Source organism: Synechococcus sp. BIOS-U3-1 (genome assembly GCF_014279975.1).
Lineage (GTDB): Bacteria > Cyanobacteriota > Cyanobacteriia > PCC-6307 > Cyanobiaceae > Synechococcus_C.
Genome location: NZ_CP047936.1, coordinates 520,881 through 536,030, shown reverse-complemented (window position 1 = coordinate 536,030; position 15,150 = coordinate 520,881). Strand labels below are relative to the sequence as shown.

The 15,150-nt window shown below is 52.7% G+C and carries 19 protein-coding genes; 12 read left to right on the top strand and 7 right to left on the bottom strand.

Annotated features, from left to right (window positions below; genetic code table 11):
- Positions 1–6: 6 nt before the first annotated feature.
- From SynBIOSU31_RS02610 to SynBIOSU31_RS02600, 3 genes are all read right to left on the bottom strand, one after another.
- Positions 7–636 (bottom strand): HEAT repeat domain-containing protein, encoded by a 630-nt coding sequence (locus tag SynBIOSU31_RS02610; protein WP_186491839.1) that lies wholly within the window; start codon positions 634–636, stop codon positions 7–9.
- An 88-nt stretch (positions 637–724) separates the two neighbouring features.
- The gene (locus SynBIOSU31_RS02605) at positions 725–2,044 is read right to left on the bottom strand and encodes a HEAT repeat domain-containing protein (RefSeq protein ID WP_186491837.1); all 1,320 of its coding nucleotides are present in this window, start codon (positions 2,042–2,044) and stop codon (positions 725–727) included.
- Between the two features lie 507 nt (positions 2,045–2,551).
- Complete coding sequence (locus SynBIOSU31_RS02600; protein ID WP_370593659.1) at positions 2,552–3,049, bottom strand: DUF2656 family protein; 498 nt, start codon at positions 3,047–3,049, stop codon at positions 2,552–2,554.
- Between SynBIOSU31_RS02600 and SynBIOSU31_RS02595 the strand changes: the two genes are divergently transcribed.
- The gene (locus SynBIOSU31_RS02595; protein WP_186491835.1) at positions 3,028–3,957 is read left to right on the top strand and encodes a HEAT repeat domain-containing protein; all 930 of its coding nucleotides are present in this window, start codon (positions 3,028–3,030) and stop codon (positions 3,955–3,957) included. The two genes, SynBIOSU31_RS02600 and SynBIOSU31_RS02595, sit on opposite strands and share 22 nt — an antisense overlap.
- Positions 3,958–4,014: 57 nt before the next feature.
- Here SynBIOSU31_RS02595 and cpeA read toward each other — a convergent pair whose 3' ends face one another.
- Both cpeA and cpeB read right to left on the bottom strand, forming a co-directional pair.
- Positions 4,015–4,509: a class 1 C-phycoerythrin subunit alpha gene (gene cpeA, locus SynBIOSU31_RS02590; protein ID WP_186491833.1), complete on the bottom strand. Its 495-nt coding sequence runs from the start codon at positions 4,507–4,509 to the stop codon at positions 4,015–4,017.
- 51 nt (positions 4,510–4,560) lie between these two features.
- Positions 4,561–5,115 (bottom strand): class 1 C-phycoerythrin subunit beta, encoded by a 555-nt coding sequence (gene cpeB, locus SynBIOSU31_RS02585; protein ID WP_186491830.1) that lies wholly within the window; start codon positions 5,113–5,115, stop codon positions 4,561–4,563.
- Positions 5,116–5,471: 356 nt separating this feature from the next.
- Here cpeB and SynBIOSU31_RS02580 point away from each other — a divergent pair, with 356 nt between their 5' ends.
- The 10 genes from SynBIOSU31_RS02580 to SynBIOSU31_RS02535 all read left to right on the top strand — a co-directional run bounded on the left by SynBIOSU31_RS02580 (position 5,472) and on the right by SynBIOSU31_RS02535 (position 11,594).
- The gene (locus tag SynBIOSU31_RS02580; RefSeq protein ID WP_186491829.1) at positions 5,472–5,708 is read left to right on the top strand and encodes a hypothetical protein; all 237 of its coding nucleotides are present in this window, start codon (positions 5,472–5,474) and stop codon (positions 5,706–5,708) included.
- Entirely contained in the window at positions 5,705–6,319 is a 615-nt protein-coding gene (locus SynBIOSU31_RS02575; protein ID WP_255477315.1) for a phycobiliprotein lyase, read from the top strand. Before SynBIOSU31_RS02580 ends, SynBIOSU31_RS02575 begins: the two co-directional genes overlap by 4 nt.
- 3 nt (positions 6,320–6,322) lie before the next feature.
- Positions 6,323–7,030 carry a 15,16-dihydrobiliverdin:ferredoxin oxidoreductase gene (locus SynBIOSU31_RS02570; protein WP_186491828.1) on the top strand — a complete coding sequence of 236 codons (708 nt, stop codon included), beginning with the start codon at positions 6,323–6,325 and terminating at the stop codon, positions 7,028–7,030.
- Positions 7,027–7,800 (top strand): phycoerythrobilin:ferredoxin oxidoreductase, encoded by a 774-nt coding sequence (locus SynBIOSU31_RS02565; RefSeq protein WP_186491827.1) that lies wholly within the window; start codon positions 7,027–7,029, stop codon positions 7,798–7,800. The genes SynBIOSU31_RS02570 and SynBIOSU31_RS02565 overlap by 4 nt, the downstream gene beginning before the upstream one ends.
- A gap of 181 nt (positions 7,801–7,981) precedes the next feature.
- The gene (locus SynBIOSU31_RS02560; protein ID WP_186491825.1) at positions 7,982–8,500 is read left to right on the top strand and encodes a phycocyanin subunit beta; all 519 of its coding nucleotides are present in this window, start codon (positions 7,982–7,984) and stop codon (positions 8,498–8,500) included.
- A 40-nt stretch (positions 8,501–8,540) separates the two neighbouring features.
- Positions 8,541–9,029 (top strand): phycocyanin subunit alpha, encoded by a 489-nt coding sequence (cpcA, locus tag SynBIOSU31_RS02555; RefSeq protein ID WP_186491824.1) that lies wholly within the window; start codon positions 8,541–8,543, stop codon positions 9,027–9,029.
- 78 nt (positions 9,030–9,107) lie between these two features.
- Positions 9,108–9,698, top strand: a complete 591-nt coding sequence (locus tag SynBIOSU31_RS02550) for a chromophore lyase CpcT/CpeT (RefSeq protein WP_186491823.1) — start codon at positions 9,108–9,110, stop codon at positions 9,696–9,698.
- Positions 9,698–10,468, top strand: a complete 771-nt coding sequence (locus SynBIOSU31_RS02545; protein ID WP_186491822.1) for a HEAT repeat domain-containing protein — start codon at positions 9,698–9,700, stop codon at positions 10,466–10,468. Before SynBIOSU31_RS02550 ends, SynBIOSU31_RS02545 begins: the two co-directional genes overlap by 1 nt.
- A 95-nt stretch (positions 10,469–10,563) precedes the next feature.
- Positions 10,564–11,100, top strand: coding sequence for a HEAT repeat domain-containing protein (locus tag SynBIOSU31_RS02540; protein WP_255477314.1), 537 nt, complete (start codon positions 10,564–10,566; stop codon positions 11,098–11,100).
- Positions 11,097–11,594 (top strand): low molecular weight protein-tyrosine-phosphatase, encoded by a 498-nt coding sequence (locus SynBIOSU31_RS02535; protein ID WP_186491820.1) that lies wholly within the window; start codon positions 11,097–11,099, stop codon positions 11,592–11,594. The genes SynBIOSU31_RS02540 and SynBIOSU31_RS02535 overlap by 4 nt, the downstream gene beginning before the upstream one ends.
- Before the next feature lie 7 nt (positions 11,595–11,601).
- On the opposite strand, the gene SynBIOSU31_RS02530 is transcribed toward SynBIOSU31_RS02535, so the two are convergent.
- Both SynBIOSU31_RS02530 and SynBIOSU31_RS02525 read right to left on the bottom strand, forming a co-directional pair.
- Positions 11,602–13,092, bottom strand: a complete 1,491-nt coding sequence (locus tag SynBIOSU31_RS02530; protein WP_370593700.1) for a bifunctional pantoate--beta-alanine ligase/(d)CMP kinase — start codon at positions 13,090–13,092, stop codon at positions 11,602–11,604.
- Positions 13,093–13,154: 62 nt separating this feature from the next.
- Positions 13,155–13,715: a septal ring lytic transglycosylase RlpA family protein gene (locus tag SynBIOSU31_RS02525; protein ID WP_186491819.1), complete on the bottom strand. Its 561-nt coding sequence runs from the start codon at positions 13,713–13,715 to the stop codon at positions 13,155–13,157.
- 347 nt (positions 13,716–14,062) lie between these two features.
- On the opposite strand from SynBIOSU31_RS02525, the gene purM reads away from it, so the two are divergent.
- Complete coding sequence (purM, locus tag SynBIOSU31_RS02520) at positions 14,063–15,100, top strand: phosphoribosylformylglycinamidine cyclo-ligase (protein ID WP_186491817.1); 1,038 nt, start codon at positions 14,063–14,065, stop codon at positions 15,098–15,100.
- Positions 15,101–15,150: the final 50 nt, after the last annotated feature.

Sequence of the window (15,150 nt, the reverse complement as noted above, 5' to 3'; positions counted from 1 at the left end):
TTCTGATTAATTAAGACCTAAGCTCTGGCGCCTTTCAAGACTTGATTGAGCGACTTCACGAATCAAAGAATCTTTCGAGACATCATCTACAAGACCTTTTAGACACTGGTTGACCAACGGAGAGTCAACTTCAGCAAGTGACATTGCCGCACCTTGAACATGGGCAATGTTGCTGCTATCGCACGCCTTAATGAGGAGTGGGATCACTCGATCTTCCTCTGGTGCCATCTTCGATAGATGGCCCAGTGTCATCAAAGCAGATTGAGCAACAACAGGATTGGAATCATCCATTGCCTGTTCAAGCATAGTCAGCACTTCGATGGGGAACGCCTTATCCGGGCAATGGACTGATACCTGAACAATCGCCTTAATGCAACAAGCCCTAATTGTTCCGTTATCTGAATCAGTAAACAACTGAATCAAACCAGGAAGACTGCGGTGGCCAAGCATTCCCAATGCCTTGACGGCAGTCCGATAGACACCTGGGTCAGAATCATGCATCAGCACAAACAATTTTGGCAGGGCCTCATCGGGGAAGTATTCCGCGAGAAGGGAACACGCATCAAAGCGGATGTTCGGGTTTGGATGAGACAGATCAGCAAAAAGTGAGTCAAAAGAATAGCCTGATGAACTCATATTAATGCTTAGAAATATACTACTTTTATTTTAGCACCGCACCTTAGTCGAGTGATAAGAGAAATTCATATCAACTCATCGCAACTAGTCACAAACTATTATTTAAAGCCAACCTAGCCCGAACGAAATCATCATTATCATCAGCCAACAGCTCCAGCAAGTGAGCAACCTGATGATGGCTTTCTTGCTTCGAAATTGATTCAATAGCCATGATCAAAACATAGCGGCAATCCCAAGGAGGACAGCATGTTTGATCTAAAAATCTGGGGACCAGTTCGAAGAAGAGACCGGGATTCAACTGAAAAATTGCATACATGGCTGCTGAACGGCTTTTCTGAAATTGCGGACGCTTATTAATCGCAGCACTTTTTAAGATATCGACAATCGGGATGATTGAGTGATCTGGCCAGTCTGCTCTAGAGCCAAATAGCCTCATAAAAAAGTAATGCGCTCCATAATCATTATGAGCCTCTTCTTCCCACATTTTTGAAATCAATGGCCAAAGAAGTTCCGTAGAACATTGGCGAAGTGACTTTAAAGCAAGATAGCAACGACTGAAATCTGTATTAAAAAGATCGCGAACCAGAAAATCAATATCAGGCTCAACATCGTATCGATGCACGATCTCAATGTCGTCGGGATCATCAACCAACAAAGAATCAACAAGATCGAGAAAAGTTGCCGGCTCAGGATATAGGCTTTGAGGTGTAATCAGCAATCTGAAAGCACGTAAGCGAAAAGCTGGAGACACCGGCGATGCAGCAATTGCAGATAGATGTTCCAGAGATCCAGCATCAATTAAATCCTGGATAGCACACTGCCGATCCATCTGATTCGGAAGGGTCAGATGATTAACAATACTCGAGAGTTGTGTTGTATTTCCGGAGAGCTTGGCGATTGCTGAGATAGCAGCTCCTCGAACACCAGGAGATTCTGCTAACTGAAATGTACTCAACAAAGGAAGACTTTGATGAGCAGAAAGACTCGACAAGCACTGAATCAAAACACGCTGATTGCAAATATTTTCCTGCAGGAGATCTTGCATTTTTTGTATCAATCTTGGCTCATTGCACTTCAACTGCATCAACGCATAGATGGTATTTTCCACAAGATATTGATCATCAGACCATAGGCATTGACCAACAATGGGAATCAAAGAAGTCGCGCCCAGCCTTCCTAAAACCTCGACTGCTTTTCGTTTTGCAATTTTAACTGCTTGATCATTTTGAGAGCGTTCAAGCAACTCGGCCAATAACTTTTCAGTTTCAGGACCAGGGCAATTGATCAAATGAGACGCCGCCATATAATAATCACTCTGCGCGTCAAGCTCATTTACAGGCTGGAGAAGGATTTGCCGTGCATGCTGGCATGTGAGCTCAGGATGAATATTGTCAAACCGACCCGTCATTAAAAAAAGAAATGGTGTAAAAATTTTACCGCATGATCAAACAAGAAGTCTTTACCAAACTCAAACTCATCAACAAAAACTAACTGAGCGGACCTCAGAGAAGAGTCGTTATAGACTCCGCTCAGTTACATGAACATTGTGGGACCATTTCCAGGACAACAATTCAAGGTTCAAGCGATGGCTACAAATCGATCGAGGCCCTCGTTATCGGTCAATTTTAATATCCCTTTTGAAGGCTTGTCGCACGGAATGCAAGTCATGCACCGCGCTGGATTTAGCGTTACGTCGATGAATATTGGCTCAATTCATACTGAGAGCATAGAAAAAGATATTTCCAAAAAAAAGACACCCTCAAATGCGAAGGAGAACAGGCCTCTCACAAGAAACTCGCTATCCAAAGGCACAAGCGCAAATAGTGATGCAAGTGAATCTAAAAATACAGACAAAAAATCTCAACGCGGTCGCCGACAACGTCGCAAATAAGAGTTTTTTTTCAGATCAATTAAACTAACCTTTCACTTCGAAAATCGCATCACTGGGTCGTCCACCTTTCAGGCCTTCCCAGTTAATACTCACTAAGAATTGATCTGGCTCGGCACACTCAACCACATCAACACCCCAAGCCCCTTCTTGAAGAGGTGATCCGGCTGATCCCGGTGTATCTTTACGGCCACCAAGTGCAAGGCAATCGTGATCACATGCATGCCCTGCAGAATGTCGAAACCCCTTCCACGCTTTCACAAGTTCATGAGCCATAGCATTGGCATCCAATGCTGACTCCAACCTAATCAACCAATGAGGGTGGTTCAGGGGCTCGGCAACCGTAAAAGAGTTTGATTGATCCTTCAAGGCTTCGGCCAATGCAACCGCAGAAAGAGCAGGAACACGAGCTGACGTGACTTGCAGATTATGGGAGACAACAAAAATGGTCATGGTGTGGGCTAAGGTCGGGGTCAGGTTTAACAAAGTCAGCGGCCAGGGTGATGGAAAAAGAAGAATTTCCAAAACCAATTTTTCAAGAAAAAAAATCTTTGAATCATTCAGCTGTTGTTCAGCTAAACGAAGAAGAAGCACTTGATCTGGCGACTCATCTCAAAGAAAAACTAAAAGCAGGTCTTCCGATTGATGCTGATCCTCAGTCGATCGCCACGATGGTAGCTGGCCTCGGAGATCCACGCGGTCTACTGAGACTGCGCTTTGCCGATAGCCTTGGATCAGTAGGGAAAGCAGCCGTTCCTTCCTTGTCTCAGGCCATGCTGCTGAGCGATCAAGTCACCGTTCGGAGAGCTGCTGCAAAAACACTGACTTTGATCTCAGACCCCGCAAGTCTCGCGGCTCTGACTGATGCCTTTCTCAACGATGAAGATTCCGTCGTACAAGGATCGGCCATGGGTGCCATGGCGGCCATTGGCACTGATGCCGTTGAAGCAATTTTGAGCATTCTCAAAAAAGCAGAAAGTTCTGAAATGCAAATTGGTCTAGCCAATTGGGCCCTTGCATTCATTGGTGATCGTGCCCCGGAAGCTCTGCGAGATGCCGCACAGTCAACTCATCCAAGTGTTCGTAAAGCAGCGATCTCTGCTTTAGGCAGTCAGATTCAGTCTCTTGATGCTCAAAAAGATAGAGATCTGCTGTGTCGCGCACTGAGCGACTCATGCTCAGAAATTCGATCAGAAGCAGTCACACTTATTGGGAACCTTGAAGATGCTGAATGGGGAGAATCATTCCTGGTCAAAGCCCTTTCGGATTCCGATAGTTGGGTGAGGAAAAACAGTGCGCTATCGCTAATGAAGCTTGAATGCACATCAAGCATTCCAATTCTTCTGAGACTAAGTGAACAAGAATCTGATCCAGTCGTCAGCAGAGTCATGAACCTTGCCATTGATCGACTGCAAAAATCAGAAGACAGCTAGACATTAAAAAAGGGATGCCGAAGCATCCCTGATTGAGTACTTAATGGTGAATAAAACTCAGGAAAGAGCGTTAATCACATAGTCCAAATAAGACTTGAACTCGTTAAGAGCCTGGGGGCTCATATCGCGAGGAGCGCAAGCTCGGTCACGTGTGTAGGTCAGCGCCTCGACGTAAGGACCAGTGGGCAGTGCCAGGGAGCGATAGACCTCACGCGCACCTGCAATTCCCCATTCGTCGAGAGGGCCAGTACCGCCGACAACGAGGCAGTAGTTGATCAGACGGAGATAGTGGCCGAGATCGCGGTAGCACTTGTCAACCTTGACCTGGCTATCACCAGCCTCACCGGGCTGCTTCAGATAGGCGTACTTGTTGAAGCAGGCATCACCAGCTTCACGGGTGACGGCATCCAAACCTGCAGCCAGCTTTTCAGCAGCTTCAAGGCGGGCAGCGGCACGTTGGATATTGCCCTGAACGGCTTCAAGATCGTTCTGGGAAGGGAAGCGACCTGCTGCGTCTGCAGCAGTCACAACTGTGGTAACGACGGACTTCATTGATGGGTTCCTTTAAGAGGGAGAGTGTCTGAAAAGAAAGCGAGAAGCCGTTCAGGAAACGGCGCCGATCACGCGATCGAAGTAGGCACCAGCTTCAGCCACCAGAGCTGAACAGTCACCTTGGGTGGTCTCCATCTTGCGGAAACGCTTGCCACCCAGACCAGGGGTGTTGGTTTCAGCGATGTGAGCCGTTGCAGAAGCCTTCATGATGGCTACGGCACGAGCTGCCGACTGGGTGGGAACGCCCAGGGCGATGTAGGTCTCCTTCAGACCGTTCAGGCAGCGATCGTCCAGCACGGAAGCGTCGCCAGCGAGAAGGGCATAGCTGATGTAGCGAAGCACGATCTCACCATCACGCAGGCATGCAGCCATGCGGCGGTTGGGATAGCAATTACCACCAGCCTGAATCAGGCCGGTGTTCTCGCAGATCATGCCAGTCACAGCATCGGAAACGATGCAGGAAGCATTGGAGGTGATGGCGTTGACAGCATCCAGGCGCTTATTGCCTTGGCTGACATAGGTACGAAGGCCAGCGAGATCACTACCGCCAACAGGAGCGGTTTTGGCGTCAGCGCTGACGACCGAACGGGAGAATGCGTCGAGCATTTTGGGCCAGACAATTTTGTGGGGGAGAGGCTTCTAATGCCGAGAGCAACCACAGAACAAGGCCTTTTGAGAGGTGACTTGATCTGATGGCTGATAAACCCAAGGGGTTGGAAGCGCTTCAACAAACTAAGCCGGGTTAACCAAGCAGTGGTGCGGGATTTGCTTATCACGCAAGAGTTCGTCACCTTGCAACCCTCACAACAGACAAAACTGGCTTCAGGAACCAGAGCGCCAACAGCCGATCCAACGACCAAACACGCTTTGTCAACTGTTAGGTCACCAATCACAACGCCGGCGAGCAGGCTGCATCAGGAGACGGGTAAGCTTCCAGCCGCTTGTCTGTTTCTCCTCTCAACATGACGGATCAGCCTCCTGAGCAAGCGCCCACAGTTGAAGAATTACAGGAATCCATCGACGAGCTTTCTGCTTACCGAGATCGGCTTTACAACGATGTCCTTGGGCTAGGGAAAAAACTCCGGCTATCCCAAAAAAAAATTGACGCGACACTCAGTGAGCATCCTGAGCTCACACGTATTGACGAAGTGTTGAATCAACTGAAGAGCCAACGGAACGCTCAGAGCAGCAGCTCATGAATTCAGTAGATCAGGTCCCAATGACGATGGCCAGCTTTTTTGAAGCAAGTCGGGGTACTTGGTTGAATCGTCGAGTGGTCCATCACCTGGATTGCCAAGACGATGAAGCTGCGGATTCAAATCTGATCATCGAACCGTTCGACACCAATGACCCAGTTGTTGAAAAAGTTTGCTCAGCGCTGAACGTGAAGACCAGCGATACGAGCGGCGGGGCCCGATTTTGGTGGGAGAGCAACCTGATGGAAGACACTCGCAACAACGACTACGCCGCAGTGGTTGTGGATGCTCCTAACCCAGAAGATCCCCGTCGGGGTTTTCTCTTGAGAGATGTTGGTTATGTGGAAAAAAAATCTGTCGTCAGCACCTATTCGTTTGCTGACGATGGAGTGTTGACGATCAAAACCCGATATGACACCAACACAGGTATCGAACGATGCTGGTTTGTGAATGACCAAATCAGAATGCGGGTGAGTTCGGTGCAGTTTCTCAATGGTGTCGCCATGACCACGTACTGCACAGAATTCCGCTGCCCTAGTGACGCTGATATTGCTGCACTTTCGTCAGCCACCAGAGAGAAAGCCGACAACAATCCTCCAATCCAGGAGAGCTGAAACGTGTTTGACCCATTTCTCAAGGAACTTCACAACGGCATCCAGCAAAGAGGCGGTAAGGCCATTGAGGTGCCCACTGGGCTCGAAGAATGCCGATCCAAAAAAGGCACCAGCGTGATCCGCAGTTGGCTTTGGGAAGTCCCGAATTTTCGTCGCTGGCGGGTTACCAGGCTGGATGCTGGTGACAAGCTTCAGGTTCTGAATTCCGTCGCCTACCCCGATTACAGCCTTGACCACCCGCTTATGGGAGTCGATCTGCTCTGGTTTGGTGCACGGCAAAAGCTCGTTGCCGTTCTCGATTTTCAACCTCTGGTCCAAGATTCAAATTATCTCGACCGATACTTTTCAGGACTCAAGCAACTCAATCAAAAATTTCCTGATCTGAACGGGGAAGAGACAATGCGTTCGTTTGATCCGAACCAGTATTTCTCATCCTGGTTGTTATTTTGTCGTGGCGGAGCTGATCAAGCGGAGACCTCTTTACCGCCTGCATTCAGTGCATTTCTAAAGGCCTACTGGGAGCTTCACGACGACGCCCTCAACAACGATGCGCTGATTCAGTCGGATGAAGTGAAGCGCCTGCAGGACAACTATGACGTTTACAGCGCTGAACGAGACCCTGCTCACGGACTCTTCACCAGTCACTTCGGCAAAGAGTGGTCTGACCGATTTCTGAGCGAATTTCTTTTCCCAGCATCTGCCAAGCAATGAGTTCAACCCGACGCAACAGCCTTGATCCTGTTGCCATTGCAGACTGGAGCTGGCAGCCGTTCCTTGAGGACGCTGTCGACGCTCTGCAACCGTTAAAGCTCGAGCCTTATCCGGTCAACGATGCATTTCTGCTCAAACAGGATCAAACAGGATCGAAAGCGAAACCTATCGCCGTGACCACGGCCACCTGGGCCTGCAAGACCAAGAAATTCCGTCAGGTGAGGGCCGCTTGCGTCAGTGCTGGCTCATCAGCATCGGTTTTGAACTTTGTGATCAATCCGCTACCGCGATATGACTTGCCCTTCTTCGGTGGAGACCTCGTCACCCTGCCATCGGGTCACTTGCTAGCGCTCGATCTTCAACCGGCTGACAAGCAGGACAACGAACACACTCAAGGAGTTTGGGATCGTTTGATGCCGATCTTTGATCGCTGGCGTTCCCAATTACCAGATGGAGGCCCAATTCCTGACGAAGCCCAGCCCTTCTTCTCGCCGGGGTTCCTCTGGACTCGACTGCCTCTAGGAGAAGAAGGCGATCAGCTCATCAAAAGCGTGGTGCGACCAGCCTTCAACGACTATCTCAACCTTTATCTGGAACTGGCCGCTGCAGCCATCCCTGTCTCCGATCAACGCATGGAGCATCTCCTGGCAGGACAACGGCGGTACACCAATTACAGAGCAGAGAAGGACCCTGCCCGGGGGATGCTGACTCGATTCCATGGCGGTGAATGGACCGAGGCATACATCCACGATGTGCTGTTTGACCTCTAATTGCCGGCGTCCGGATCTGACCTGGTCAAAGCCCTGCTTTGACAGGGGATTAAGCATTATGAACAGCAATCGGATGCGCTTCGACCACTTAGCGAGAATCGCTATCGACCCCGACGGGACTTTTACGATGTCCCTCCGGTGTCTGTGACACCCACTTAGACGCTGCCAAGAGGAGTTCCAAATGTTCGACGCCTTCACCAAGGTTGTCGCCCAGGCCGACGCCAGGGGACAGTTCATCAACAACAGCGAGATTGATGCACTCGCCGCCGTCGTCTCTGACAGCAACAAGCGTCTGGACGCTGTGAACCGCATCTCCAGCAACGCCTCCACCATCGTTGCCAACGCTGCCCGTGAGCTGTTTGCTCAGCAGCCTGCCCTGATCGCTCCAGGGGGCAACGCCTATACCTCCCGTCGCATGGCAGCCTGCCTACGCGATATGGAGATCATCCTTCGCTATGTCACCTATTCCGTGTTCACCGGTGATGCTTCCGTTATGGAAGATCGTTGCCTGAACGGTCTGCGCGAGACCTATCTCGCTCTTGGAACTCCCGGTGCATCCGTGGCTGCCGGCGTCAACCTCATGAAGGAAGCCGCCCTGGGAATCGTGAACGACAAAGCAGGCATCTCTTCTGGTGATTGCGCCTCGCTGAGCAGCGAGATCGGAACCTACTTCGATCGCGCAGCAGCGTCAGTCGCCTGATACAGAGACCCTTCTTTTTCGCTTACTCGCTACTTCATCCATGAAAACTCCCCTCACCGAAGCCGTCGCAGCAGCAGACGCTCAGGGTCGCTTTCTGAGCAACACTGAAGTTCAGGCTGCTTCTGGACGCTTCATCCGTGCAAAAGCCAGCCTTGAAGCTGCCAAAGCTCTTTCCGCCAAGGCTGACACCCTGGTGAATGGAGCAGCTCAGGCTGTTTACACCAAGTTCCCCTACACCACCCAGATGGAGGGAGCTAACTACTCCGCCACTACTGAAGGCAAAGCCAAGTGCTCCCGCGACGTGGGCTACTACTTGCGCATGGTGACCTATTGCCTGGTTGCAGGTGGAACTGGCCCCATGGACGATTATCTAATCGCAGGTCTTGACGAAATCAACCGGACCTTTGAGCTGTCTCCTTCCTGGTACGTTGAAGCTTTGAAGCACATCAAAGCCAACCATGGTCTGAGTGGTGATGCTGCAACAGAAGCCAACAGCTACCTCGACTACGCCATCAATGCTCTGATCTGATCGATCGCGCTGATGCCATTCAAGCCCTCCTATGGAGGGCTTTTTTAATGTGCAGACCTAGAAACGACGTGAGGCCTGATGACTTCAACTGTGAAGAGCTTTCTATCCTTGCTCTGCGGTGACTACAGCAATCAGAAACAGGCCTTTGACAACCCTCCTCTGTTTGCCCATATACATCTGAGATATCGTCCGATCGAGCATCTACAACCAGGGTCCATCCTGCTTGAGCAAACATATGCGGTCGATCCGAAAAATCCCTATCGACTGCGCATGATCAGAGCGGAAGAGCAATCCAATGGCGTGATTAAACTCTGGAATCACACTTTTCGAGAGCCATCACGCTTTAACTCTGCAACTTTCAACCGCGAAGTACGTGGTGAAATTAAGGAAAGCGATTTAATTTGCCTCGATGAATGCCATTACCAGGTGCGCGAAGATGAAGGGGGATATCTTGGATCCCTCGAACCAAACTGTCGCTGCATTGTGCATCGAAATGGCAAAGACACCATCCTGGTGAGCACATTTAAGCTGGAAAAAACCTTGCTAAAAACACTTGATAGAGGCCATGATCCCGTGACCAATGAACGCTGCTGGGGATCAATCGCAGGCGAATTTCGATTTCAAAAACTAACCAGCTGGGGCACCGACATTCCGACTAACTGGTCATAATGGAACCATTAAGCGAACATCAAATACTTGACAATCTGCGCCAACAGGAAGATACCTCCGCGCAATACTATGCTGCCTGGTGGCTGGGCAAAATGCGATCTCAGCACCCAGAGGCAATTCCGTTACTCATCCATACTTTGTCGGCACTTAATCAGCGGCCAGTTGATCCTGACCGACGAGGAGTTGCCCTCAATTCAATCAGGGCACTTGGCCTGCTCAAGAATGCATCGACCAGCGATAAACTCATCCAACTTCTTCAGTCCGAAGACTACTCAGTTCGAGAAGAAGCAGCCCGAAGCCTTGGGTCCATCAAAGCCCCAGGCGCAATCAAACCAATCTGCCAATTACTGAGTAGTGGCATCGATCAAGCCGGACGGGAGATTGACGGCACTGCTTTTCTAAATGAACCCTGCGAAGCCCTGATTGAGGCCTTAGGTGACATTGGGGCAAACTGCACGACGATTCACAACACGATCCTGCCGTTCTGCAAGCACCCGCGTCCTTTGGTCCGTGCCGCAGCATGTCGATCGTTGTTGCAACTCACTGGCGCTTCTCAATGGGCGGCAGAACTGGAAACACTCCTTGAACATCCGGAACCACTCGTGCGTCGAGGAGCCCTGCTTGATCTGGGAGCAACTGGATGGACGGCGTCATTACCGGCGATCAAAACAGCAGCGGTAGAAACCAGCCTCAAACTTGTTGCGCTGCGCGGGCTAGCGGAATGCAGCGATGACACCGCTGTATTAGATGCCATGGATGATCTTTTGTGATGACAATGGCTGACTTAAAAACTGCATTACTTCAACTCGATCGAGCAACCAACACACCTGAACTTATCCGAGCGACAAAAAACATTTGTGCCTTGATGGATCCGAATGCCGCGCCGACCCTGATCAAGGTTCTTGGTTACAACAATCCTGCTGTGGCAGCGACTGCAACGCAAGGACTGATCAAGCTTGGTAGAAATATTGTTCCTACGCTGCTAATCAGCTTGGACACAGGGAATTACGGAGCCAGAGCATGGATTGTGAAAGTGTTAGCAGCACTTCGTGATCCACGGGGACTCGACTTGCTTGAACATGCTCTTATCGCAGATATTGCACCCAGCGTGCGGCGTTCAGCCGTAAAAGGGCTGGCCGATTTGGACTTGGATGAATCAAAAGCCTTAAAAGAGCTAGCCCGCTGCTGCAACGGTCTGCTTCAAGCTTCTAAAGATGATGAGTGGATTGTGCGGTACGCCGCTGTCTATGGACTCGAACGACGGATGACATTGAATGCTTTAACACCGTCAATGAAAAACAGAGGGCGGTCAATGTTGAGTCAGCTCGCCAGCGAGCAAGAGGATGTCAAGGTGGTGCGGCTCAGGGCGAGCCTGGCCCTGCAACGTCTTTGCGTCGGATGACCCAGAAAGTTCTTTTCGTCTGTCTCGGCAACATCTGCCGATCACCCGCAGCGGAGGGGGTATTCCTTCATCTTCTGAACGAACGAGGATTAAACGACCGCTTCCTGGTGGACTCCGCCGGCACCGGCAGCTGGCATGTGGGAAATCCCGCGGACCGTCGGATGCAGGCCGCAGCCAAGCGGCGTGGTATTCACCTGCCAAGCCGGGCCCGTCAGATCGAACTCCATGACCTGGAAGAGTTCGATCTGGTGCTCACCATGGATGATGACAATTTCCAATCTGTTAGCGGCTTAGCCCGTGAAGCGGGGGCCAGAGCCACTGCGCAGATCCGTCCGATGCTCAGCTACGGCGTGCGCTACAGCGAAAGCGAAGTTCCCGACCCTTATTACGGAGGGGATGCCGGCTTCGATCATGTGCTGGATCTACTGGAAGATGCCTGCGCAGCGATGCTCGATGAACTAAGCACAGAGGACAAACCAGCCATCCAGCCCTGAACAGCGATCAGCGCTCGGGTGTGGGCCAGACCTCTTCAGCAACCCGCCCACGGAACAGGTCCTCGAGTGCATCAATCACTGCATCGATCCCCATCCCGTCGGTAATCAGCTCCGTGGCGTCCTCTGCCTGCACCAATGGCGCAATCGTTCTGGTGCTATCGAGCCGGTCTCGCTCAACAATCTGCGCTTCGAGCTCACTGAGCGCAGGCACGGCATGGCCTCGCGTCTCCAGATCTTTGGCACGGCGACGAGCTCGTTCTTCAGGAGTCGCCGTCAGAAACACCTTGATCTCGGCATCAGGGAACACGGCTGTTCCGATATCACGTCCTTCGGCCACCAGGCCACCCTTCTCGCCGAGTCGCTGCTGCTGCCGTGTCAGCAGAGCTCGCACGCATGCATGTGCAGCCACCAGTGACACGGCACCGGTGACCTTGGGATCACGGATCGCATCCGTGACATCCCTGCCATTCAGACAAACGGTCTGCACGCCGTTGCGCAACGGCGAGAGATCCACCTCCAACCCTTCTAGAAGCCTCTCGACGGCTTCTGCACTCGCAGGATCGGCATCGTGCTCCTGGACCCACAACGTCACGGCCCGATACATGGCGCCGGTATCGAGATAAAGCAGACCCATTCGTTCAGCGAAAGCCCGGGTGACCGTGCTCTTTCCGGCACCGGCGGGGCCGTCGATGGCAACGATGGGAGAACGGGTCATGACAAACATGTGATCGATCAGGCGTGTAGTGCCAGAGCAGACGGCCGCGGCCAGGAGGCGCAGAGACTGCGCTTCATCTGCAGGCTGCAGCGTGGATGGGTCCACGACCTCTACATACTCCACCTCGAGCCCTGCAGTTCCGAGTTGCCGTCTGAGTTGGATCAGAACATCAGCCTGGCTCACCAGCCTGTTCTGAAGCTGCGTCGCTGCACCACGGAGAGCGGCTCCAATCGAGAGCGCACTGAGTCGCTCCTCTGGTAGCAAGTAGAGATTGCGTGAACTGGCAGCTAAACCATCAGGCTCTCGCACGGTTGCACATCCCCTGACCCGAACCGACAAACCAAAGTCGCTCACCATCCGGCGCACGATGGTGAGTTGCTGCCAATCCTTCTCACCCAACCAGAGCTGCCTTGGCTGGACCAGTGCCAGCAAGCGGCTGACCACGGTGGCAACTCCATCGAAATGGCCTGGTCGCCAGGGACCGCACAACCCCGATTGCAAGGCTGAGGGCGCTTGGATCCTCCAGCCCGAGACGGCACCTTCAGGATAAATCTGGCGCTCATCCGGACACCAGATCGCAGTTGCACCAGCCTGCTTCGCCAACAAGCAGTCAGCATCAAAGGAGCGGGGGTAACGATCAAGATCCTCCTCCTCCCCAAATTGCAGTGGATTGAGATACACACTCACCAAGACCGATCCCGGCTCAGGACAGCCAGCGGCTGCACGCTGGATCAGCTGAGCATGGCCTTGATGCAGCCCTCCCATGGTTGGAACGAAATCAATGGGACCAGGCCGTGATGAGCGCCAAGCACTGAGTTCGGAGCCGGTTCGGAGAACACGAAGACTCAGCGAAGCACCTCGAGACGAACCTGTGCAATGCCACTGCTCGTCAATCCGAGTTCGCTTGCAGCACCATGCGCGAGATCAATCACCCTGTCCCCAGCAAAGGGACCGCGATCATTGATGCGTACCACTGCTTTACGACCATTCCAAAGGTTGGTCACACGCACACGTGTCCCGAACGGCAATGTGCGATGGGCGGCAGTCATCGTTCCCGGGCGGAACACCTCTCCGCTAGCAGTGCGATTGCCGTAAAAACCAGGACCATACCAACTGGCTTCTCCGGAATGTGTGGAGATCACGAGCGGAACAACAGGCTTAGGTGGATCCGGAGGAGTTGGTATCGCGACGGGTTCAGGCTCAGCAATGGCAGTTAGTGGATCGACCAACGATTCGATCGATGGGTCAGCACGTTTGACAGCAGAAATCGGCTCTGAGGGCAGCACCAGGTCCAGCGGATCAGTGATCTCAAAACCATCGAGGTCCCGGGCCAACACTGGGTAAAGAGCCAGGCCTGTGATGGAGACGCCGGCGAATGCAGCAATGGCAGGGAGAAAACGAGCCATAACAGTGGGTCAAACGACAGTCTGTGAAAGACCTCCGCTTCGGCTGTCAAAGACCGAAGCGAACCGCGACCAAAGCGCTTGAAAGTGCTTCGAACGTAAAAATGTCTGGACGCTTCTGCAGGCGAGGAAGAACTAACGCGGACCAGGCCGAGAGACCGATGAGCTGCCCGGAGAGGGTGCGGCAACTGGGCTGCGAGCACAGCCTCCCGAGGACCAATTGATCAGCTCAGGCAATCCGAATAACAAGCCCCACTAATCACCAGAGGACCGGCGACCGCAGCGGCACAAGAGCAACACGCGCACTCAGCTCATGAAGGGAGAGGATCAGAGCAGAACTACTGCTGCTGATGGACTACCGAGCCGCCGGTGTGGACGTGGAAGCTGGGCGAGCTTTCGTGCAGCGGATCAAAACCGGTGTCGAAGCAACTCATCGCCCGGAGGTCATCGGCGGGCTGGGCGGCTTTGGAGGCATGATCCGGCTGCCGCAGGGACTGAAACGTCCACTGCTGGTCTCGGGGACCGATGGCGTTGGGACCAAACTTGAACTTGCCCAGGAGCATCACCGCCACCACGACGTGGGGATTGACCTGGTTGCCATGTGTGTCAACGACGTCATCACCAGCGGCGCTGAACCCCTCTTCTTCCTTGACTACATGGCAACTGGAGCCTTGAGTCCTGATGCCATGGCCACGGTGGTCGAGGGCATCGCAGCTGGCTGCCGCCAGAGCGGCTGCGCATTACTCGGCGGAGAAACGGCCGAAATGCCTGGCTTCTACCCCCCTGGCCGCTACGACCTGGCGGGTTTCTGCGTCGCCGTGGTTGATGAAGAGGCTGTGATTGACGGCAGCCAAGTTCGAAGCGGTGATCGCATCCTTGGGATCAGCAGCAGCGGAGTTCACAGCAATGGCTTCAGCCTGGTTCGCAAAATTCTCGAGGCCAACGGCGTGTCTGCCGAAACACGCTTCGGCTCCGACGATCAACCTCTGATCAAGACACTCTTGAAGCCGACCCACCTCTACGCGGCACTCGTGAAGCGGTTGATCGAATCAGGCACTCCGCTTCACGCCATGGCCCACATCACAGGCGGAGGGATTCCCGAGAACCTTCCTCGCTGCCTGCCGGACGGCTTGATCGCCAGGGTGGACCCTGAGAGTTGGCCGCGCTCGGAACTGTTCAGCTGGCTTCAGTCCCAAGGGGAGATCAAGGAACGCGATCTCTGGCACACCTTCAATCTTGGAATTGGCTACTGCCTGGTGCTTCCCAGCACGGCGGTCGAGGCTGCACGCCAGCACTGTGAAAGTCAGGGATTCAAGGCATGGAACATCGGCGAGATCGTGGCTTCTTCCGGCCAAGAAATCTCCCCAGTGCTCGGCTTACCAGCCTGAAACAGAGCTGCATCCAACAATCTCCAACAGCTGGACAACAAAGCGCACTG